Annotated in this window: 22 protein-coding genes and 1 tRNA gene; 14 read left to right on the forward strand and 9 right to left on the reverse strand. The window is 52.9% G+C overall.

Annotated elements, in window-relative coordinates; translation table 11 throughout:
* The 6 genes from BST81_RS20555 to BST81_RS20580 all read left to right on the forward strand — a co-directional run bounded on the left by BST81_RS20555 (position 1) and on the right by BST81_RS20580 (position 6331).
* Positions 1-1011, forward strand: a complete 1011-nt coding sequence (locus BST81_RS20555) for an ABC transporter permease (protein WP_075600387.1) — start codon at positions 1-3, stop codon at positions 1009-1011.
* A 17-nt stretch (positions 1012-1028) separates the two neighbouring features.
* The gene (locus BST81_RS20560) at positions 1029-1907 is read left to right on the forward strand and encodes an ABC transporter permease (RefSeq protein WP_083636982.1); all 879 of its coding nucleotides are present in this window, start codon (positions 1029-1031) and stop codon (positions 1905-1907) included.
* 79 nt (positions 1908-1986) lie between these two features.
* Positions 1987-3927, forward strand: a complete 1941-nt coding sequence (locus tag BST81_RS20565; RefSeq protein ID WP_083636979.1) for an adenylate/guanylate cyclase domain-containing protein — start codon at positions 1987-1989, stop codon at positions 3925-3927.
* Positions 3928-3941: 14 nt separating this feature from the next.
* On the forward strand, positions 3942-4937 hold the full coding sequence (locus BST81_RS20570; RefSeq protein WP_075600390.1) for a pentapeptide repeat-containing protein: 996 nt from the start codon (positions 3942-3944) through the stop codon (positions 4935-4937).
* On the forward strand, positions 4934-5338 hold the full coding sequence (locus BST81_RS20575) for a hypothetical protein (protein ID WP_075600391.1): 405 nt from the start codon (positions 4934-4936) through the stop codon (positions 5336-5338). Before BST81_RS20570 ends, BST81_RS20575 begins: the two co-directional genes overlap by 4 nt.
* Positions 5339-5386: 48 nt before the next feature.
* On the forward strand, positions 5387-6331 hold the full coding sequence (locus tag BST81_RS20580; protein WP_075600392.1) for a DMT family transporter: 945 nt from the start codon (positions 5387-5389) through the stop codon (positions 6329-6331).
* A 206-nt stretch (positions 6332-6537) separates the two neighbouring features.
* On the opposite strand, the gene BST81_RS20585 is transcribed toward BST81_RS20580, so the two are convergent.
* The 5 genes from BST81_RS20585 to BST81_RS20605 all read right to left on the reverse strand — a co-directional run bounded on the left by BST81_RS20585 (position 6538) and on the right by BST81_RS20605 (position 11266).
* Positions 6538-7266 carry an ABC transporter ATP-binding protein gene (locus BST81_RS20585; protein ID WP_075600393.1) on the reverse strand — a complete coding sequence of 243 codons (729 nt, stop codon included), beginning with the start codon at positions 7264-7266 and terminating at the stop codon, positions 6538-6540.
* Positions 7266-8051: an ABC transporter ATP-binding protein gene (locus BST81_RS20590; RefSeq protein WP_075600423.1), complete on the reverse strand. Its 786-nt coding sequence runs from the start codon at positions 8049-8051 to the stop codon at positions 7266-7268. The genes BST81_RS20585 and BST81_RS20590 overlap by 1 nt, the downstream gene beginning before the upstream one ends.
* A gap of 5 nt (positions 8052-8056) precedes the next feature.
* The gene (locus BST81_RS20595) at positions 8057-8983 is read right to left on the reverse strand and encodes a branched-chain amino acid ABC transporter permease (RefSeq protein WP_075600394.1); all 927 of its coding nucleotides are present in this window, start codon (positions 8981-8983) and stop codon (positions 8057-8059) included.
* A 56-nt stretch (positions 8984-9039) separates the two neighbouring features.
* Positions 9040-10005, reverse strand: coding sequence for a branched-chain amino acid ABC transporter permease (locus BST81_RS20600; RefSeq protein WP_075600395.1), 966 nt, complete (start codon positions 10003-10005; stop codon positions 9040-9042).
* Positions 10006-10075: 70 nt separating this feature from the next.
* Positions 10076-11266: a septal ring lytic transglycosylase RlpA family protein gene (locus BST81_RS20605; protein WP_075600396.1), complete on the reverse strand. Its 1191-nt coding sequence runs from the start codon at positions 11264-11266 to the stop codon at positions 10076-10078.
* Positions 11267-11681: 415 nt separating this feature from the next.
* Here BST81_RS20605 and purM point away from each other — a divergent pair, with 415 nt between their 5' ends.
* Positions 11682-12725: a phosphoribosylformylglycinamidine cyclo-ligase gene (purM, locus tag BST81_RS20610; protein ID WP_075600397.1), complete on the forward strand. Its 1044-nt coding sequence runs from the start codon at positions 11682-11684 to the stop codon at positions 12723-12725.
* A gap of 45 nt (positions 12726-12770) precedes the next feature.
* Here the strand turns inward: purM and BST81_RS20615 are convergent, their stop codons facing one another.
* The gene (locus tag BST81_RS20615) at positions 12771-13136 is read right to left on the reverse strand and encodes a response regulator (RefSeq protein ID WP_075600398.1); all 366 of its coding nucleotides are present in this window, start codon (positions 13134-13136) and stop codon (positions 12771-12773) included.
* A 262-nt stretch (positions 13137-13398) separates the two neighbouring features.
* On the opposite strand from BST81_RS20615, the gene BST81_RS20620 reads away from it, so the two are divergent.
* Genes BST81_RS20620 through BST81_RS20630 form a run of 3 tightly spaced genes read left to right on the forward strand, consistent with a single transcriptional unit; the run spans position 13399 to position 15080 of the window.
* Positions 13399-14148, forward strand: a complete 750-nt coding sequence (locus tag BST81_RS20620) for a DUF4230 domain-containing protein (protein ID WP_075600399.1) — start codon at positions 13399-13401, stop codon at positions 14146-14148.
* 2 nt (positions 14149-14150) lie between these two features.
* Entirely contained in the window at positions 14151-14852 is a 702-nt protein-coding gene (locus tag BST81_RS20625; RefSeq protein WP_075600400.1) for a tetratricopeptide repeat protein, read from the forward strand.
* 9 nt (positions 14853-14861) lie between these two features.
* Positions 14862-15080, forward strand: coding sequence for a hypothetical protein (locus tag BST81_RS20630; protein WP_253188409.1), 219 nt, complete (start codon positions 14862-14864; stop codon positions 15078-15080).
* 91 nt (positions 15081-15171) lie between these two features.
* On the opposite strand, the gene BST81_RS20635 is transcribed toward BST81_RS20630, so the two are convergent.
* Positions 15172-15672, reverse strand: a complete 501-nt coding sequence (locus BST81_RS20635; protein ID WP_075600402.1) for a thioesterase family protein — start codon at positions 15670-15672, stop codon at positions 15172-15174.
* 388 nt (positions 15673-16060) lie between these two features.
* Between BST81_RS20635 and BST81_RS20640 the strand changes: the two genes are divergently transcribed.
* Positions 16061-16915, forward strand: a complete 855-nt coding sequence (locus BST81_RS20640; protein ID WP_075600403.1) for a universal stress protein — start codon at positions 16061-16063, stop codon at positions 16913-16915.
* 36 nt (positions 16916-16951) lie between these two features.
* Here the strand turns inward: BST81_RS20640 and BST81_RS20645 are convergent, their stop codons facing one another.
* Both BST81_RS20645 and fraC read right to left on the reverse strand, forming a co-directional pair.
* Positions 16952-18028: a DUF5357 family protein gene (locus BST81_RS20645; protein WP_171974814.1), complete on the reverse strand. Its 1077-nt coding sequence runs from the start codon at positions 18026-18028 to the stop codon at positions 16952-16954.
* A gap of 7 nt (positions 18029-18035) precedes the next feature.
* Positions 18036-18575, reverse strand: a complete 540-nt coding sequence (gene fraC / locus BST81_RS20650) for a filament integrity protein FraC (protein ID WP_171974815.1) — start codon at positions 18573-18575, stop codon at positions 18036-18038.
* A 65-nt stretch (positions 18576-18640) separates the two neighbouring features.
* On the opposite strand from fraC, the gene BST81_RS20655 reads away from it, so the two are divergent.
* From BST81_RS20655 to BST81_RS20665, 3 genes are all read left to right on the forward strand, one after another.
* Positions 18641-19795: a cob(I)yrinic acid a,c-diamide adenosyltransferase gene (locus tag BST81_RS20655; protein ID WP_075600406.1), complete on the forward strand. Its 1155-nt coding sequence runs from the start codon at positions 18641-18643 to the stop codon at positions 19793-19795.
* Between the two features lie 65 nt (positions 19796-19860).
* Positions 19861-20292 (forward strand): PPC domain-containing protein, encoded by a 432-nt coding sequence (locus BST81_RS20660; RefSeq protein WP_075600407.1) that lies wholly within the window; start codon positions 19861-19863, stop codon positions 20290-20292.
* 90 nt (positions 20293-20382) lie between these two features.
* A tRNA-Phe gene (locus tag BST81_RS20665) sits at positions 20383-20455 on the forward strand.
* The last annotated feature ends 90 nt before the right edge of the window (positions 20456-20545 follow it).

A 20545-nucleotide genomic window follows, 5' to 3' on the forward strand; every position in this document is an offset into this window, starting at 1 on the left:
ATGTGGGCCTATTTTCTCCGCCGTCTTCTGAGCCTGATCCCAGTTCTGCTAGGCATTACCCTGGTGGTTTTTTGCTTTCTCCATCTCATTCCTGGGGATCCAGTGGTAGCAATGCTGGGGGAGCGGGCCACCCCCGATCAGATCGCTGCAACTCGGCAACAATTGGGGCTGGATCAACCCCTATCGCTGCAGTACTTGACCTTTCTCAGTCGCCTGCTCCGTTTGGATCTGGGCCATAGCTTGATTAGCGGTATTCCTGTGATCGAAGACCTCAAAGGTCGCTGGCCTGCCACCTTTGAGCTGACGATCGTAACCCTGTTGCTAGCCCTCTGTTTGGGCATTCCGATGGGCATTCTGGCGGCTGTATTTCAGCATCGCTGGCCCGATCGCCTGACCCTGGTCGGCTCTCTGCTGGGGGCGTCCTTCCCCGTCTACTGGCTGGGGTTACTTTTAATTTATTTGTTTGCGATTTATCTGCAATGGTTACCTCCCAGTGGGCGACTCAGCACAGACCTGGGGCTGAGGTTTCAACCCATCACCGGCTTTTATTTGGTCGATGCAGTGCTCAAGCGTGATCTGTCTCTCCTGCTCGATACCCTGGCCCACCTGGTGCTGCCTGCCCTCACCCTGGGAACCGTTCCCCTGGCGGTGCTAGCCCGTATGACCCGCACAGCCCTGCTGGATACCCTATCCCAGACCTATATCAGCACTGCCAGGGCCAAGGGTCTGCCAGAAGTCCTGGTGATCCTCCGGCATGGTTTGAAAAATGCCCTGTTGCCGATCGTAACTGTGATTGGCCTCCAGTTTGGCACTCTACTGGGAGGAGCCATTCTTACAGAGACCATTTTCGCCTGGCCCGGCATTGGCTCCTGGTTATATGACGGGATTCTGGCCAGGGATTATCCCGTGGTGTTGAATGGGGTGGTGATTGTTTCCACCACCTTTGTCATGATTAACATCGCCGTTGATCTGACCTATGCCTGGATTGATCCCCGAATTCAACAGCAGTAATCTTCGCCATGCCTCCCATGCCCCCTGTTATTTCTCTGGCTCTGCGGAACTTCTGGCGATCGGCCCCTAGCAGACTGGGCTCCACCATGACCTTGGGACTACTGATTCTGGCCCTAGTCGCTCCGTTGTTGCGACCCTATAATCCTGCTGTAGAACAGGGCTACCTGAACCGTCTCCAATCCCCCAGCCTGGAACACCCTCTGGGCACCGATGGTTTAGGGAGAGATGTGTTGACGGCCATCTGGCACGGTATTGGGACTTCCCTCGGGGTTAGTCTAACCGCAGTCAGTCTGGGGCTGCTGATCGGTCTGCTCCTGGGGCTAGTGGCAGGATACTTTCGGGGCATGCTGGAGCTGACGATCGGCTGGCTGACGGATATCCTGCTGGCGTTTCCTTCAATTCTGCTGGCGATCGCCATTGTGACAGTCACAGGCCCCTCCTTGCAGAGCGTCATCCTGGCGGTGGGCATAATCCAGATCCCCATCTATATCCGGTTGACCCGCAGTATGGTACTCTCTCTACGAGAGCAGGAATTTATCCAGGCTGTACAGGCTATTGGCGCATCTCCCCCATACATTCTGCAACAGCATATTCTGCCAGCTGTGCTGGCACCTCTGATCGTACAGGCTACCCTATCCATCAGTATGGCCACCCTGGAAGCCGCAGGTTTGGGATTTTTGGGGTTAGGGATACGACCTCCCACACCGGAATTGGGAACAATGTTAGCGGATGCCTTTAAAGGGGGATATGCACTTTCAGCCCCTTGGACTACCCTCTTTCCAGGTCTGATGATTACACTGATGGTGGTAGCCTTTAATCTCCTTGGAGATGGATTACGGGATAGTCTCAATCCTGGTCCCCTCATTAAACCTGCCAGAAATGCTTCTGCTCCTTGATCCCCAGTTCCGTATTATTGACGTGTAATCCTGTACGTAATCAACCTAGCATTGTAGCGACCCTCGTCGGTGGTTCCCTATGGAAGACTCAGTTTCGACGTCAGGCTTGAGAGGACAACGTACCCTGGCTGCTGTTGTTTTTACGGACGGGGTCAACTTCAGTGCTCGGATGTCCCAGGATGAAGAGGGGACCTTAGATCGCATCAGCCAGGATCTGGATGTAATGCGGGAACTCTGTCAGCGCTATGATGGGCGCGTTCTCAAATCAACCGGCGATGGGCTGCTCATGTGTTTTTCCAGTGCGTTGAATGCAGTCACCTGTGCGCTGGAAATCCAGAAGGAAATTACAGAAGCAGCCAGCCTACTTCCCCCGGATAAAGCCTTACAACATCGCATTGGCATCCATCTCGGAGATGTCTTTATCAGCGAGTCAGATGTCATGGGCACTGGAGTCAACATCGCAGCACGGCTGCAGTCCCAAGCGGAAGCGGGGGGCATCTGTATTTCCCAAACGGTCTATGACGTGGTTAAAACGGGTATCAGCGCGAAGATGACCTATATAGGTCCCCGTAAGCTGAAAAATATTCAGGAGGAAATTCCCATCTACCGTGTTTCTGCTCAGGGAGCGGAAGAGACGTGGGATAATGCCCAGGCCCAAACGGACTCGCCCTCCCCTCCAGCCAGTACTGTGACTGTATTCACGCCTCAGGTTGATCCTTACGATCGGGCAGCCAAAAATCTGGCAGAGCATGAGCACTCCCTACGAATTCGCAAACTGATGCTTTGTGTCTGTCAAAACACCTGGGAAAACGATACCCATAAGCTGAATCAGATTGATTTGCGCAGCATGGTACGGGAATTGCATGCGATCGCCCCCACCACCGTAGCGCTCAAATTGGGGCTGTACCGGGTGATCCAGAACTTGAGTAAACGGGCAGAATATGAGCTGGTGGCCAGGATTATCCTGGATAATTTTGAGCCCCTGTATCCCGATCGGCCCCAGATCTCGCTGGACCTTCTAACTGAAGTGGCCCAGAAGTTAGAACAGAACCCCAATCTGGAGCGGATTAAAAAATTGATTCTATGTGTTTGCCGCGATATTTGGGAAAGCGATCCTGTTAAACTCAGAATCCTGAAGCTGGTGGACCTGTTACCGGAGCTGCTGGAAATTGCCCCCACCCAGGACCACCTGCAGGTTAAGCTAGACGCGGTGGTCAAAACACTCAATAAACAAATGGAGTACCGGGTCCTGGCGAGCATGATCAGTCAGACCACCCAACCGTTATATGTTCCACCCACTCATTTAACTGCGCCGGTTCCTGAACCCATTGCCCAGGAGTCTCCTGGAGAATCCCTGCCATCTCCCACCCCAACCAGCACTCCATCCCAACCCATGCCGCCCCCAACGGGAGGGGCTGAGCCTACAGAGCAAACAGTGGCGATCGGGCCAGCAGAGTCAGCCCAGAACCTTGTCACAGCCCCACCTGAGCCAGACCAGAAACCATCCCCCAGTGCCAAGATCACGCCCAACTGGTTTGACATCCGAGCCGATTTGATGCGTTACACCAATCCTCTGCGGGCCAAGATGTTAATCTTCTCGGTCCTCCACGACGATTTCACAGCCAGTGAAATCAACCTGCTGTCTCTCAGACTGCACCCCCTGGATGCATTACTGAAAACCCTGATCCAGACCTATCCCACTCAAACTGAAGTTGAGACCAAGCTCTACACAACAGCCCGCCAGATGGAAGACCCTGATTTATGTTTTCAATCTGCCAATTCAATTCTGCAGGCTCTGAGGTCCATCTACCGGTCTGGCGGTTGTTTAGAAACAGCCTCGGGGTCTGAGTTGGATGAGCAAACGATCGTGCGCAATGAATTCAATCCCCTATCGCACCCAGCTCAAACAATCTCATTTGAGGATAATGATGCCACCTGTCAGTTTTTTGCTCCTTCAAAAGCAAACGACCCTGCTCCAGAAGAACCGGAAGCCTCAAAGGCTGAAACTCTGGCCGGTTAAATGAGATAAATCCCATGGATGCTGATGAACTTCTGCAACGGTATGCAACTGGAGAGACAGATTTTAGTGGTGCCAACCTGAACAGCGTCAACCTGAAAGGGGCCGATCTGATTGGCAGTGACTTCAGCAAAGCGGATTTACGAGGCGCTAATTTGACTCTGACTTACCTGAGCCGGGTCAATTTAAGTCGAGCCGACCTGACGGGTTCCAAACTGAGTGGCGCTAATCTGAATCAGGCCACCCTGAGCGGGGCCACCCTGAGCGGGGCAGATTTGCATGGGGCCACCCTGCAAGGAGCGGATCTGCGAGGGGTGGATATTACCCTGGCTACCTTGCTGGATGCTAACTTGGTGGATGTTGATCTACGGGGCGCTAACCTGAGTGGAGCCAGTCTGCGGGGTGCCTGTCTACGGGGCGCTAACCTGCGAGTGGAGAGCCGGGTTTACGATGGGGCCAACCTGCGTGGGGCTGATCTGCGCTATGCCGATTTACGGGGTGTGAATCTGACCGGGGCCGATCTGAGCCGGGCTGACCTGCGGGGAGCCAATCTGCAAGAAGCCATTCTGCGGGACACCAACCTGAGTGAGGCCAACCTGTCCCATGCCAGCATGGTGGATGTATTTCTGACCGATGCCAATCTGACGGACAGTAATCTGGAGCATGCCAACCTGCTGCGAGCCAAGCTTGGTCGCAGTATTTTGAGCAATAGTCGGCTGAATCAGGCGGATCTGACCGAAGCCAATTTAACCGATGCCAAACTGGGGCGGGCCCGCTTAAACGGGGTAACTTTATTACGGGCTAACTTAACCCGAGCTGATCTGAGTCGCGCCAGTCTGCGTGAGGCAAACCTGGTGGATGCCAGCCTGGTGGATGCCTATCTGGCCAGAGCCGATCTGACTGGGGCCAATTTAACCCAGGCTGTTTTGCTCAGAACCGAGTTGAGTTCGGCAAATCTGGCAGACGCAAAATTAACTGGGGCCACGATGCCGGATGGGAAGATTCACCCATGAGCAGTTTTTCTCTCCTAAAACCCAGGGCAGTTTTACTGGGATTGCTGGTGGCACTTGGGGGAGCCCCGATCGTTGGTCTGCTCAGCCGCCTGGTTGCCAGTCTCCTGTTTCGATGGGCTGGCGGTTCATCAGAAGATTTCCAGAGCTTTTTTGTCTCAACCCTGTTACTGCCGATCGTTGCCCTGTTGTTTGGCCTGGGGCTAACGGTAGCAGGTGGAATCACAGTGGCCTTTCTGGCTCCCAAAGCCAAACTGCTCAACAGCACAGTCCTGGGACTGGTGACTTCTGCTCTGCTCCTGCTCTCCTGGGGCTGGATGCCTGACTGGTATAGTCTGGCAACTCTGGTTCTCACCCTACCCTGCACAGTTCTGGGTAGCTGGCTGATGGGCACCAAGCAATAGGATCAGGCATCCTCTAAGATCAGGCAGTCCCCATCATACCGCCTGATCGTGCTTGGCTTTTTTATTGTTCTATTGGCATCTTTCTTTTTCTGCTTCCAGAACGTGATTGTACGGGTGCTTTTTACCGAGCATGCCTTCCTGGGGCTGTTTCCCCTGGGTGGATTTGTCACTCCAACCTTGCCCCACTCCTTCCTGCTCCTGGCCATGCGGATGCTGCTGGTCGTTCCCTTGATGTCGATTCTGGCATCCAGGTTCTATCCTCCCACATGGAAAGAACTGGCTTCCTTAGCTCAGCCCCCACAACGGGGAATCCTGTTGCAGTCGATCGCCGGTGGCGGACTCATGTTTCTCTACCTGGCCCTGCTGTACCTATCCGTGGGAATGATTCCCACGGGGATCGCCATGACCCTGTTTTTCACCTATCCCGTATTTACAGCCCTCTTCTCCTGGGGCTGGTTTGGCGATCGGCCCACCCGCTTACAGTGGGGGGTGATGGGGATTGTGCTGCTGGGCAGTGCCCTGACGATGCCCCATCCCAGTGCCGTGGCTCCTGGGTATAACTGGATCGGGGTGACAACCGGAATCGCCTCTGGTGTCGCCTATGCCTTCTATACCGTGGTCGCTCAAAAAAGCTTCACAGACTTGCATCCCGTGCCTTACACCTGGGTAAGTTTTGCCACCACCCTGGTTCTCTCCTGCTTATGTCTGCCCTTTGGACAGAGTCAGGAAACCCTGCCCTGGGTTGCCCTCTGGATTGGGGGTCTCTGCTCCGCGATCGTCACCTTTGCCGGACATGTACTGACTAATATTGGCATTCGGTTGATTGGGGCTACGACTGCCGCCATGATTGGCACGGCTAATCCCGCGTTTACGGTGGTGTTGGCCTGGGGAGCAATTCAGGAGACTCTGAAGGGAGGCCAACTGATGGGCGTGGCGATCGTGACGGTCGGCGTCGTGCTCCTGAGCCGCGATCGCAGCCTGAAAAAGCCGTAAGCTCTAGTGTTGCAAACAATAAATTTTGCCCCATAGGGGTTTGGGGGTAAAACCCCCACCCCTAACAATTGCCTTGACCAAGCATTAGGCTGCGATCGTTGCATATCGCTGCAACTGCGCCTCGCATTGCTGAAATAGATGGTTGACTACTCCAAACAGGGTTAATGGCAGGGGTTATCCCGATTTCCATTAGACCTGAAACCACGTCATCCCAGGTAAGCCTGCCTGACCCGTGCATCATCTACCAGAGTAGCCGCATTGCCGCTCAGGGTAATCTGCCCAGCTTCCAGCACATAGCCCCGATCGGCATGCTGCAGGGCCAGGGTAGCATTCTGTTCCACCAGTAGAATCGTGACCCCTGTCTGGCGCAGGTTCTGGATGATCGAGAAAATCTCCCGGACGATCGCGGGAGCCAGACCCAGGCTGGGCTCGTCCAGCAGCAGGAGTTTGGGCCGACTCATCAGGGCGCGGGCAATCGCCAGCATCTGCTGCTCTCCACCGCTCAGAGTCCCGGCCAGTTGCAGTCGCCGCTCGGCTAACCGGGGAAAGAGCTGGAACTGGCGATCGAGGTCTGCCTTGATCCCGGCGGTATCCGATCTAACATAAGCCCCTAACTCCAGGTTGTCCAGAATCGTCAGGCCCGCCAGCACTCGCCGTCCTTCGGGGCAATGGGCGATGCCCAGGCCGACGACTTCATCGGGCCGACGGCGCACAATGCTGCGATCGGTATAGTAGATCTCACCCTTTCCCAGGGGAATCAGGCGGGAAATAGCCCGCAGGGTGGTGCTCTTTCCGGCTCCGTTGGCCCCCACCAGGGTCACAACTTCGCCCCTGTTAACCGTTAGATGAATATCCTGCAGAGCCTGAATGCCACCATAGTTAACACTCAAGCCCTTCAATTCCAGCAGAGGCGCTGGTGCTGCTTCAATTCCCATTATTCCCCCCCCAGGTAGGCGTCAATCACAGCCGGGTCGGTGCGGACGGCTTCAGGTTGCCCCAGGGCAATCAGTTGGCCGAAGTCCAGAACGGCGATCCGATCGCACAGACCCATCACCAGGGGTACATGGTGTTCAATCAAGATCACGGTCAGGTTGAACTGATCCCGAAGCTGGCGAATGAACTGGCTCAACTGGTGCTTTTCATTCGGGTTCATGCCAGCAGCAGGCTCATCCAGCAACAGAACCTGCGGTTCCAGGGCCAGGGCGCGGGCAATTTCCAGCCGCCGCTGATCCCCGTAGGGGAAATTGCGGGCTTTTTCGTCCTGTCGATCGCTCAATCCCACCAACTCCAGCAGAGACAGGGATTTCTGTTTGATCTGGCGTTCCTCCCGTCTGGCTCCGGGCAAACCCAAAACCCCCTGCAGGACATTACTACGAGCATGGATCTGCTGGGCAATCATGACATTTTCTAGGGCCGACAGATCCCCAAACAGCCGAATGTTCTGAAACGTGCGGGCAATTCCCTGGGAAGCAATCTGGTAAGGCCGAAGTCGGGTCATCATTTTTCCCTGGTAGAGCAAACGCCCGCTACTGGGCTGGATCAGGCCCGTAATCAGGTTGAACAGGGTGGTTTTACCGGCTCCGTTGGGACCGATCAACCCAAAGATTTCGTGGGGATTGACCTGGAAAGACACTTCGTTAACGGCAACCAGTCCACCAAAACGACGAGTCAGCCCGATCGCTTCCATGATTGGAGCAGGGGCAGGCAGGGGAGAAACCATGGGGATCATTTTCGACGCCACTGTAATCGTTGTAGTAACCCAGGCGTAACCAATCCCTGGGGAAAAAAGAGCGTACCCAGGACAATCAACAAGCCGAAGACGATCAGGCGAATGTCAGCAGTAATTCGCAGCACTTCCGGTAAGGCCCGAAACACCATACCGCCCAGTACAGGCCCCAGATAAATCCGGGAGCCGCCAATCAGGACTGACGCCAGGTAGTCAATACTGGCTTCAAAGGTTCCCTGGCGGGCATTCCAGGTATTGAGGAAGTGGGCACTAACTGCCCCAACCATGCCAGCTAAAACCGCTCCCAGGGTGAAGGCCATCACTTTGTAAGCGGTGGTATTAATACCCATGGCATCAGCAGCCAGTTCATCTTCCCGAATAGCAATTAAGGCCCGCCCTGCCCGAATCTTCTCCAGGCGATAAATCAGGGCCATGCTGATCGCCAGCATGGGAACTGCAATCCACAGGTATTCGATCGGGGTGGTAAAGGGTTGGGGGATCCCAAAAATACCCACTGCGCCACCGGTGGAAATCTTGAAATCAAAGAACAATAGCCGCACCGGATCTTGCATTTCCAGGTTGAGGGAGAGGACGCGCAGAATTTCGACAAAGGCGATCGTGGCGATCGCCAGATAAATGCCCCGCAGACGGAGTACCAGTACCCCAACCAGCAAGCCCAATCCCCCGGAGATGATCCCGGCAATCCCCATTTCCAGCAGCAGTAGGTGCAAGGGATAGATGGCCCCTGTAGCGGGAAAGACCTGGGTGGAGAGAATGGCGGCGATATATCCCCCCAGAGCGTAGAAACCCGGACTGGCCAGGGAAAGCTGACCGGCCATCAGCGGTAAATACAGCGATAAAGCCAGCATGGCTCCAAACAGCATGGAGACGATCAGAAAACCGTAGTTAGTGAAGAATCCGGTCATTGGGGATGGGAGTGAGTGACTGGGGGAATTTGTGACCGCAGAGGCATGGAGAAGACTCATACTTTCTGGATCAATTTTCGGCCTAACAGGCCCTGGGGGCGGACCAGAAGAATGAAAAATAATAGACCAAAGGCCACAGCATCTTTGAAGGCGGAATATTCTGAGGGGACAAAAGCTTCAAACAGGCCGATCGCCAGCCCTCCGACTACAGCTCCCGGGATGCTGCCCAGGCCCCCCAGAACAATAACGGCAAGTCCCTTTAAACCAAAGGCAATACCGAAATAGGGACCCGCAATACTGATGCTGGATCCCACCAGTGCCCCGGCCAGCCCAGCCAGGAAACTGCTGACGAAAAAAGTCAACACAATGTATTGATCGGTGTTGATGCCCAATAGACCTGAAGTGATGGGGTCTTCTGCCACAGCCCGCATGGCTTTGCCGAATTTTGTCTGGTTGATCAGGTAGGTAAGCAGAACCAGAAAAAAGACGGAGACGATGAAGATGACAATCTGAACGGTGCGAATGGGGATGGGTTTCTCCAGGCTGCCAAAGTTGATGGCAGGAGGAAGGGTACCATAGGTATCCGAGGGAAAGGTATAGATCTCGGCACCGACCAGGGCCTGGATCAGGTTCACCAGCACAACGGCGACTCCCAGGCTGGAAACAACGGTCAGGAGCGGGTCGGCTCTCTGGCGGCGCAGGGGGCGGAAAGCCAGACGCTCGATCGCAATCCCTACCAGACCAGCCAGGGCACTTCCCAAAAGCAGGGCCAGGGTAAAGCGCAGGGTTCCGGGCAAAAATGGAATGGTGGGCAGGGCAAAATTGGCCAGCAGCCCGCTATTGAATCGACCGCCCATGAGGGCATAGGTAAAATAAGCGCCCAGGGTGAACACAGCACCATGGGCGAAGTTAATGATCCCCAGGATCGAAAAAACCAGCGTGTAGCCAAGGGCAAAAATGGCATACACGCTGCCGATGGAAAGACCATTTAAGAACTGTTGCAGAATCAGAGACAGATCCATAAGTTCCGGAGACTCGCCTTAGGGAGACACCTGCCCCATCCGGATAGTCGTGAATGGATCAGATTCGACTTCAATTCTGCGTGGAAGCAGTTTGCCGAACGCCCAGAATATCCAGTCGGACCGGGGCTACGCCTGACTGCATCATACCAAGAACCTGCGCGGCTCCCGCCGAGAGGTCGATAATTCGACCCTCAGCATAAGGACCCCGATCGTTAATCCGAACCACGACAGAACGGCCATTGTTCAAATTAGTCACACGCACCCGAGTCCCAAAGGGAAGGTTGGGAGAGGCAGCCGTGAGGGCATATTGATTGAAGACTTCCCCATTGGCACTGGTGTTACCGTGAAAACCAGGTCCGTACCAGGAAGCCCATCCTTGAAACACAGAAACCACGGGCTCAAAGGCCGCTTGTATCTGACGATTGGGAAGACCCTCGACTTCCTTCAAGGGGGTAGCGTTGCCAATCAGGCGGCGCAGACGATTTGTGGCCTGCAGGGCATCCTTCAGCGGATCTTTGGTGGTGTCTGGCAGGATGGTATTGGGATTGATTTCAACCAGGTAGCGGCCATCAACAGTAATGACGTAGTTGGAGCGGGCAGCATCCCACTTCACTTTAATCGCTTCTGCATTGACGCCTTCCCGTTTGAGCTGGTTCAGGGTCGCAGCGATCGTGGTGGCCCGCCAAATGGGATCGTTTTTGTACTGATCTTCGGAATTCAACCCCCCGGCCTGATTGACAGAACCCAAAACGGGTTGAAATTTAGCATTAGACCACTGGCTATGGTCAAGCGTTTCGCCCAGTTTCACCCCAGTCTCAACAGGCTGCTTGGGGGAGCCCAGGAAAGTAATCACAGGGATATTTCGGATATAGAGGGTTGCTGCATTTCGCCCAGAGAGAGGATGGGACTGAACTTTGGCAATGGCCTCTGATTCGGTAGTCTCTAAAGTTCGAGTTTTATATTCTCCAACTTTTAAGGGCTCTAGCCGACTCGCGTCGGAACCGGTCAAAGCAAGATCTGAAACTGTTTTTTCTGGATTGGCGGGTTGTCGAACTAGTTTTTGTGAATTGGTCTGTTGTTGGCTTTGGAGATGCGGTGCTTCAATCTGGACGTCAACCTGGAGAGAAGCTTCCGCCGAAGCAGTCTCGGTTTCGATTGCCTGATTAACTGGATTGGCCTGATCAGCATAGCTGGAAGACCCTGCACTCAGTGCAGTGACCAGCAACGTAGCAGTGAAACTATTCAGAATGTATTGGTTCATATATCCATCGTGAAAGGGAACTTGAGCCTGGAGCAGGTCAATGAAAGAGTCTGGAAATCCGTAACTCGGGCTGCAACAAACTCATAATCGTACCGTGTTCACTTTTGGTTCAGGAACTGCAACAGACTATCACGATTTTTTTGACTAGGGGATCAGGGATCAGGGAAAACTTTAGACAACTTTACAAAAAAAATACTCGAAAAAATACTCCGAAAGTCTTTCCCAACAGGGATTTTAGGGCATTTTGTAGCATCCGCTACTTCATCGTATCTTGATAGTTTCTTGACATTACTTAACCTGAATAGATTGACTGATGACTGCGTAAATTGATACTGTTCTAAGTTCTACTAAAGACCCTTCTAGCCTTTGGCGGGAACCCATATAGGCTCTGCGGTTCAGGGCGGTAAAAGTACCTATGGATTATCGAGAAGCAGGAGTCGATGTTGAGGCTGGGCGTGCTTTTGTCCAGCAAATCCGAAGTCTGGTGGAAAGCACTCGCCGTCCAGAAGTTCTGGGTGGATTAGGTGGCTTTAGTGGGTTATTTCAACTCCCAGGGGGTTATCAGGAACCGGTGCTGGTTTCTGGCACAGATGGTGTGGGCACAAAACTGAAGCTGGCTCAGACCCTCGATCGTCACGATACGGTTGGGATCGATCTGGTCGCTATGTGTGTGAACGATGTCCTAACCTGTGGGGCCGAACCCCTGTTTTTTCTGGATTATCTGGCTACCGGCCACTTGAATCCAGCGCAGTTGACCCAGGTGGTTGCCGGAATGACAGCCGGATGTCATTTGGCCGGATGTGCCCTCTTAGGGGGGGAAACCGCCGAGATGCCAGGATTCTACCAGGTGGGCGAATATGACCTGGCTGGTTTTTGCGTTGGCATTGTGGAGAAACGCCAGATTCTGGATGGGTCTCAGGTCGAGTTTGGGGACGTGGTCATTGGTCTGGCCAGCCAGGGGGTACACAGCAATGGCTTTAGTCTGGTCCGTCGGATTTTGCAGGAAGCTCCAAGCCTGACAGGCAAAGGATTTGACCTGAGCAACTGTCCAGATATCCTGGGAGGAAAGAGTCTGGGAGAGGTCTTACTCACGCCTACCTCTATCTATGTGAAGCCAGTTTTGCAAGCACGCCAAGCTGGACTGGTGCTCCATGGGATGGCTCATATTACAGGGGGGGGGTTGCCGGAAAATTTGCCCCGTTGCTTGGGGCCAGACCAATCGATTCAGATCGCCCCAGCCAATTGGCCAATCCCCCCCATTTTTCAATGGCTGGCTGCAGCCGGGCAGGTCAACCCCAGAGACATGTTTAACACCTTTAATATGGGGATTGGTTTTGCCTTACTGGTCCCTCCCCAGCAAGCAGAACAGACCCAACAGTGGTTTGTCAACCAGGGCATCCCGGCCTACCCGATCGGAACCGTCATCCCAGGTAGGGGGGAATTGGTGGGATTGCCGTAGGGGTTAATCATTCAAATCAACCACTGTAGATTAATCCATTGTAGATTAACCGTTTAATAGCTGTTTAACAGCAGCCATCATTTCTTCCTGGCGGAAGGGTTTGGCGACATAGGCATCGCCTCCCTGTTTCATGCCCCAATAGCGATCGAATTCCTCGTTCTTGGTAGAACACATGATCACAGGAATGGCCTGAGTTGCTGGATTACTTTTAATCCAGCGACATAACTCATAGCCATTCATTCTGGGCATGACGATGTCCATAATCACCAAGTCAGGCGGATCTGCCTCAATCCGCTCCTTGGCTTCCAGCCCATCAACGGCCTGGGTTACGCTGAGTCCGCTTTTGGTTAAGAGATCTGACAGCATTTCCCGGAGCATGGGGCTATCGTCAACAACCAGAACTGTAGTCATAAACCTCAGTTTACTCTCCGGGTCAAACATCATTGGTGCTAGAGGTACTTTATTTTACCAGAATTCGCGGAAAGCTCCGTCCTTCAGGGCAGAGTCTGAATAGTCAGGTTAGACTGCTCCATTTTTTCATCTTTAATTTCCCCTTCTCAGGATTTTTTGCCAGCCTGTTCGGCAGTTCGGCCCCCTTCAGGGTTGAAAAGGAGACACAGACATACGGAGATATGGACATTGTAGAATAGAGCAACAAGAAGGAACCCAACCCATGGACTATGAACACCATTCGGTTCGCCCCCGCCAGGTTGGACTGTGGCGCATCTTCAAGTATCTGTTCGCCATGTCCAGTGGCGGGATCGTGCTGTTGTCTCTGGTTGGCCTGTTTGGGTTCTGGCGAACGGGCGGTCATCTCCTCAGCAGTATCGGTCGGATTTTTGACTTGACTCAACCTGCTGCGACAGTGGATATGAAATCGATCGTAGTCCAGCAGATTCGCGGTGCCAGTGATCTGACCACGGCTGTTTTCACCATGGAGGCCGTGGTCCCAACCCAGCAAGATCGGGAAATCGGTGGGCTGGTGGTGGGCCGCACCCGTTTGCTTTATATTGCCCGGGGCGAGGTACGGGCAGGTGTCGCTCTGAGTGATTTGAGAGACGAAGACATTACTCTAATTGGCGATCGGATCCAGATCCGACTCCCACCCCCCCGCATTCTGGACAGCAAAATTGATGTCCAACGCTCTACCGTCTATGACTATGATCGGGGGTTTTTGGCCTTAGGACCGGATGTTGGAACCCAGTTACAGACCATGGCCGAGCAGCAATCTCTAGATAAAATTACGGAGGCAGCCTGTATAGAAGGGCTGCTTCATGAGGCCAACCAGCGAGCCTCTGATCTGGTGTCCCGGCTTTTGAATTTGGCGGGCTATCAAAATGTCTTAGTTACGACCCAACCCCCCTCTCCCACCGCTTGCGCTGACTTTAAAGCAGGTCAAGCTTCTGCCCCCGCCCATCCCTGACCATGAGTAGCCCGGTGCTGTCGAAGAAGATCGTCGTTCTACCCTTAATTCTGGCGGGTTTGGGCCTAGCTTCATCGGGCCTTTGGCTTATAACAAAACTGGCCACCAAAGATTCCTCCCATTTGGCCCTTAAACCAGCTCGGGAGCTTTATTATCGAGGACTGGAGAAACAAGAACAGGCTGATCTACCCGCTGCGATCGACCTCTGGAATCAGGCCATTCAGGTTGACCCCAGTTACAGCAGTGCCTACAGCAGTCGGGGGTTGGCCCGCCGCCTGTTGGGAGATTATCCGGGAGCGTTAGCTGACTATACCCAGGCCATCCGACTGGCTCCCCGCTCCCTGATGGCCTACCATAATCGGGGCGTGCTCCGGATCCTGATGGGAGAACATCGAAAAGCGGTGGCTGATTTCAACCAGTCCTTGCAAATCAATCCTCGGTTCAGCCTCTCCTATTACAATCGGGGCATGGCCCTGGCTCGCCTGGGGGAATATCAGGCTGCACTGGAAGATCTGAACCGGGCGATCGCAGCTTACAGTACCCTGGCCGGGGCTTTTCACGAACGAGGCCGGGTTTACCTGCAGTTGGGCCAGCAACGGCAAGCGATCTCCGATCTGGAAAAGGCGTTAGATCTGTTTGCTGAAATGGAAGATGAGGTTAACTACAACAAGGTATTGGCTGACCTGAAGAACATACGTCATTGAGGAAGCATCATGATGGAACTGGTGATTGCAATTGGGGCGCTGATTGTTGCCTTTCTGGTTTTTACTTGGCTGGTTAAGGTGGTCAAGGCGACGATCGGAACGGCCATCACGATTGCGATCGTGGTTCTGGTCCTGCAGTTAATCTTTGGTATCGGTCCCAGCCAGCTCTGGAATTACCTGACCCATCTGCCCCAGGTTATCTGGCAGATGACTCGGGGAGGAAAGTAAGACCTGGATCGCAAGTGGGTTGGCCATCAGCAGACCCAACTATTAAAATACCCCCCCATTTTTTTGCGGTTAGCGGTGAGAGTCGTTACTTTCAGCGACTCCTATTGCCCGCCGCAGACAACCGGGCCAGCACATCCTGCACCGTCGCAGGGAGCTGACGCAGGATCTTGCCCTTCTCCCGATCGACGGCGACCAGGGTCACCTTGGCCGTAACATAGAGTTCTTGAGCATCCTGGGATTGAATCTGATAGTCCCAATTAATTCGGACCCCTTCAAACCCCAGAAGGCGAGTTCTGACCACAGCCATCATCCCCATCCGCAAAAAACGGTGATAGCGAATGGACAGATCAACCACAGGTAACTCACAGCCCAGGGTGACCAGATCGGCATAGCCAATACCCAGGGTTCTCAAGCACTCAATCCGTGCTGCCTCCATCCAGGCAATATAGGTTCCATGCCAGACCACACCTGCGTAGTCTGTATGTTGTGGGTAAGCCCGAACAGGATATTCAAACCAGCTCTTAGAGGCGACGTCACTCAGGCTTTGCATGGCGGCTTGCCCCTGAGGTTGTATTTGCTCTTCAACTGACATAGGAATTCAACTCTGCAACAATCTCTTCATAAATTTTTATATCATTTCTAACCCCCAATTCATTTATTTTTACAGAACTCATTTAACTAGGGCCAAAAGTGCTCGATTCATGGGATCAGAGGCTTACTCTCTTGATATTTCTTAACGGCATAAATATCATCACAAAACATTAAATTTAAAGAATAAAAAGTTGTTAGAGGTATCATCAAGTATTAGAGAGTCGGGCTTTTGGGCTTTCTTTATTTTGCGGTAACTGGTACTTAAATCATCCAATATTCAGTCATTGGTTGAGAGCTAAAAAGTTTTTAGAAGCACAACAATCTCAGGTTTCATTTAGGGCTAAAAACCTGAATTATTAGAGTTATTTTGTCAGTAATGAGGCGAGCTCATGATAGAGAAGATTTTGCTTGCAGATTCCGGAACTGGACATTCCAAGGAAATGCTCAAGGCATTAATGGAAATTCCTTCAATTCAGAGAGCAACAGTGACTGTCTTGCATGTTGTTCCTCCTCAAGTCACTTCTGAAGGAATGACCGAGAAATGGGAAGAGGGAGGCAAACTGCTGGCCTCAGCGATCCAATCCCTGAACTTAGACCCGAACCATGTTGCAGCCATCCTCAGACAGGGAGATCCGAAGGACATTGTCTGTAAGGTAGCCGAGGAAATCGATACTGATCTGATTATCATGGGCTCAAGAGGGCTGAAGCGGCTTGAGTCTATTCTAGAAAATTCTGTCAGCCAGTATGTGTTCCAATTATCGTCCCGTCCCATGTTATTGGTGAGAGATGACATCTACGTCAAGCGGATTAACCGGGTGATGGTGGCGTTAGATGGCTCAGAGGCATCCAATGAATGCCTGAAACTGGCTCTCTTCCTGTTACGGGATATTAAGGGAGGGCAACTTTTCCTGGCCCACGTCAACAAGGGATCTGTCACCAAGACGAGTGAAAGTCTGTTAGCCCATCCTGAACAAGATCCACTGATTGCCCCTGCAGTCGCCGAAGCCAAGAAATTTGGTGTGAGCTATCGCTGCGTCACGGGGACTGGGAATCCGGGTGAAGAAATTTGCCGTCTGGCTGAAGACAATAATGTAGACCTGTTGATGATGGGGTCCCCCGATCGGCGTCCCTCGATCGCAAAGGGATTGCCGGATCTGGACAGGTTGCTGGGTGCCTCTGTCTCAGATTATGTGCGGGTGTATGCCGAATGCCCGGTCTTGCTAGCCCGTACTCCCGCTGCATAATTTGCAGCAGGTAGGGGTATTCCCCTGCTTCCAGATTCAAACTGGAGGCAGGGGTTTTGGTCGGCCCGGAATCCGATCGCTGATCGCCCCACAGTTGACCCAGCTATTGCCATTGCCAGTATCTGGAGTTGCAAGTTCATCCTCCTGTTCTGGCGGGGTGGGCAGCGGAGAGGGAAACAGTCTCCGCTGTATGGGAGAACGCTCCTGTAACTGGCAAGAGAGCTGCAGGTAATATCCCCGATTGTCCAGGCTGGGTCCCTGCCAGATAGCCAGCACCTGGAGTTCATAGGCGTTGCCAGAAACTTTACCCGGTAAAATGCGGGGTTCGATCGACCAGAGATTCTTCTCTCGAATCGGAAGAGATTTCCGAGCCTGGTTCTCTGCCTGAACTCTGGCCATGACTCGATCGCCAAAAGCCTCGGGAGCATCCTTCAAGTTCAGAAGCCAACGTTCCACCTCAGGCCAGGAAAGACGATTGACTTCGGTCGTAATCACTTCTTTCGCCTGGGTAAGAATGATGTTTCCCTGGGAAGGACGGGATCTGAAAAGGCCAAGTTTAATCACAAAGGCACTGCGTCCAAAACTCTCACTAGTGAGACTAGGGTATTCCTGGGTCCAGCTTTCCAAGACAAAATAGAACTGCAACCAGCAACTCAGAATCAAATTGCTCAGGATGAGAATAACGAGGAACTGGCGGTCTTTAGGGGGAGGGACTTTATAGGTTTTGAAATCGGAAGTCAGAAACTTGGAAAGCGAGGCGATCGTGACAGAAATAATTGGCCAGCATACCAGGGCTAAATTCCAGGAGTCTGCCAGCAGCCTCCGAAAGAGGAAGACACTAATTAAGGCACCTGTGATCCAGGGACCTAAATTTAACTTCCAGTTAGGGATTTTAACGGGATGCTCTGTGGTTTCCCAGCCCACAGCTAGAACCAGAAAAATCCAACCACAGAAAGACAAAAACTCCCGCACCAGAGGTGACGCTGGAAGTGCCATCAGATAGGAAAAAAGACACAGCGCCAGCAAGGTCTGCCAGGAAAATGCCTGCCTGGGGATCAATTCCTTGCGCAAGTTGTCCACGGAGTCCTTAATTCTCTGTCTTACCGTAGGCATAAGGCACTTAACCGACAGCACGCAGTAACAGAACTAGCAAGATTAACCCATAGCTACAAGCATTGGCCAGCAGCATAGTCAGGGTACGGTTACGGGTGGCGTCTGCAGCTTCCGTGCGAAGCTGTTTATCCCGATACCGGTTAATCTTAGTTTCGTTTAAGTCCTTAAGCTTCTTTTTCTCCAGCAGAATGTCTAACAGGGTGAGGCTGGTCAACTCTACAAACACGGTACAGAAGAAGGTGAGTAAGCCAGACAGAATCAGAAAAGAATTGACACTGGAGGCCCAAGGACCTGGAAAGGGTTGATCATAAAGAATGTAGCTGATTAACTGGACTTTCATCTCTACCGGCAGTAAAGCCTGCACCTCGAAAAAAGCCAGCCAGCCCATGAAAGTCGATAGAAGATTTAACGAAGCGGCATATTCAATCGCCACCTTGCGGCTGAACAAGAGTCGCTGATGCAGGATGGCTGCCTCAATCAACGTCGAGGAGAACAGGAACAACAATTGGAACAGGATGGCCCGGATGGGTAGGATGGTAGGGAACATGGGGATAGGGCGCATACATGCGCCCATCATATAAGATTGATAGGGGCAGCAAAGACTCTAGCTTTATGGTAAAGACGGGCGTTGGTATTCGGACTGCTCAGACTCGCTCAGAGCGGATCGTGGGTCAAATTCATGTTTATGATGGAGCAGGGAAAGGCAAGTCTCAGGCTGGGCTGGGAGTCGTGTTGAGATCGATCGGGTTGGGGATCAACAGCTCCCAGCAGACCCGAGTCCTGCTGCTGCGGTTCTTGAAGGGACCTGGACGCACCTATGACGAAGATGCAGCGATCGAAGCCTTGCAGCGAGGGTTTCCCCACCTGATTGACCAGGTCCGAACCGGCAGAGCAGAATTCTTTGGCCCAGATGAAATTACCCGTTTTGATCGGATGGAAGCCCAGCGAGGATGGGATGTGGCCAAAGGTGCGATCGCTTCAGGGCTTTATTCGGTCGTCGTCCTGGATGAGCTGAATCCAGTCCTAGATCTGGGGCTGCTCCCGGTAGAGGAGGTTGCCCGGACATTGAAAAACAAGCCGGAGCACATGGAGATCATTGCCACAGGCCGGGGCACTCCCCAGGCCCTGCTGGATATTGCGGATCTGCATTCGGAGATGCGGCCCGTGCGGCCCTATCGCCAGGAGGATTCCCTGAACAATGGGTACAGTTCGGGGAGCGGAAAGATTGAGATCTACACAGGGGACGGTAAAGGCAAATCTACCAGTGCCCTCGGAAAAGCCCTACAGGCAATCGGTATTGGCATCAGCCAGGATAAATCCCATCGGGTGCTGATTATCCAGTGGTTAAAGGGAGGGAGCGGCTATACCGAAGATGCAGCCATCTCAGCCCTGCAACAGAGTTATCCCAGCCTGGTGGATCATCAACGGTGTGGTCGGGACGCGATCGTCTGGCGGGGGCAACAACAGGAGATCGACTATGTAGAAGCTGAACGGGCCTGGGAAATTGCCCGTGCAGCCATCGCTTCCGGATTATACAAAACGATCATCCTGGATGAGCTGAATCCCACCGTGGATCTGGAGTTGCTTCCTCAGGAACCGATCGTGCAGGCTCTGCTGCGGAAACCACGCGATACGGAAATCATCATCACTGGTCGCTGTAAGAACCCCCCAGCCTATTTTGACTTAGCCAGTGTGCATTCGGAAATGATCTGTCACAAACACTATGCCGAAAAAGGGGTGGATCTAAAACGAGGTGTGGATTTCTAAACAATTACTGTGTCAGTCCCGAAGAAAAAAGTTTTTGATCCATTCATTGAACGCTGCTGTAAGTTATGAAGTTTGAACACATTTTTACAGTTCCGGCCCTTGTCCTCACCTTTGGTTGGAGTTCTGTGGTCATCGCTCAAAATCGAATCTATAACCCAGTTCCATTTCAACCGGGGGGGCAAGTCAGCGATCGGTTGAGCAATAAGGACATTCCCACAGGCCAGGGAGGCTTTGCTCGGGATTATCTCCTGACCCTAACCGCAGGCGATCAGATTGCGATCGATCTGTCTTCGGATGAGTTTGATACCATCATCATCCTGATGGATGCAGACGGGACGACGATCGCGGAGAATGACGACGGTCCCGATGGCAGTACGAACTCGCTCCTGTTTACCCGCATTACCAAGACTGGGAGCTATATTGTGCGGGTTCGGGGCTTTGGTGAAACAGCGGGGGGAGCCTTTAAGCTAAAAATTACGCGATTAAAACCTGCTTAGGACAGCGGGAACGTGTAAAATGATCTTAGCGTTAGATTTTCCTTGCAGAAGTAAGTTGAGTTTTGCTATCATAATAAAGCGCTGAAAAACGCCGGGATAGCTCAGTTGGTAGAGCAGAGGACTGAAAATCCTCGTGTCGGCGGTTCAAGTCCGCCTCCTGGCATTCAAGTAAAATAAGCTAAAAGCATCGCCAGAATAACCTTCTGGCGATTTTGCTTTTGGCATTGATGTTCGACGGATGGACATTTCCAGA

Source organism: Leptolyngbya sp. 'hensonii' (assembly GCF_001939115.1).
GTDB lineage: Bacteria > Cyanobacteriota > Cyanobacteriia.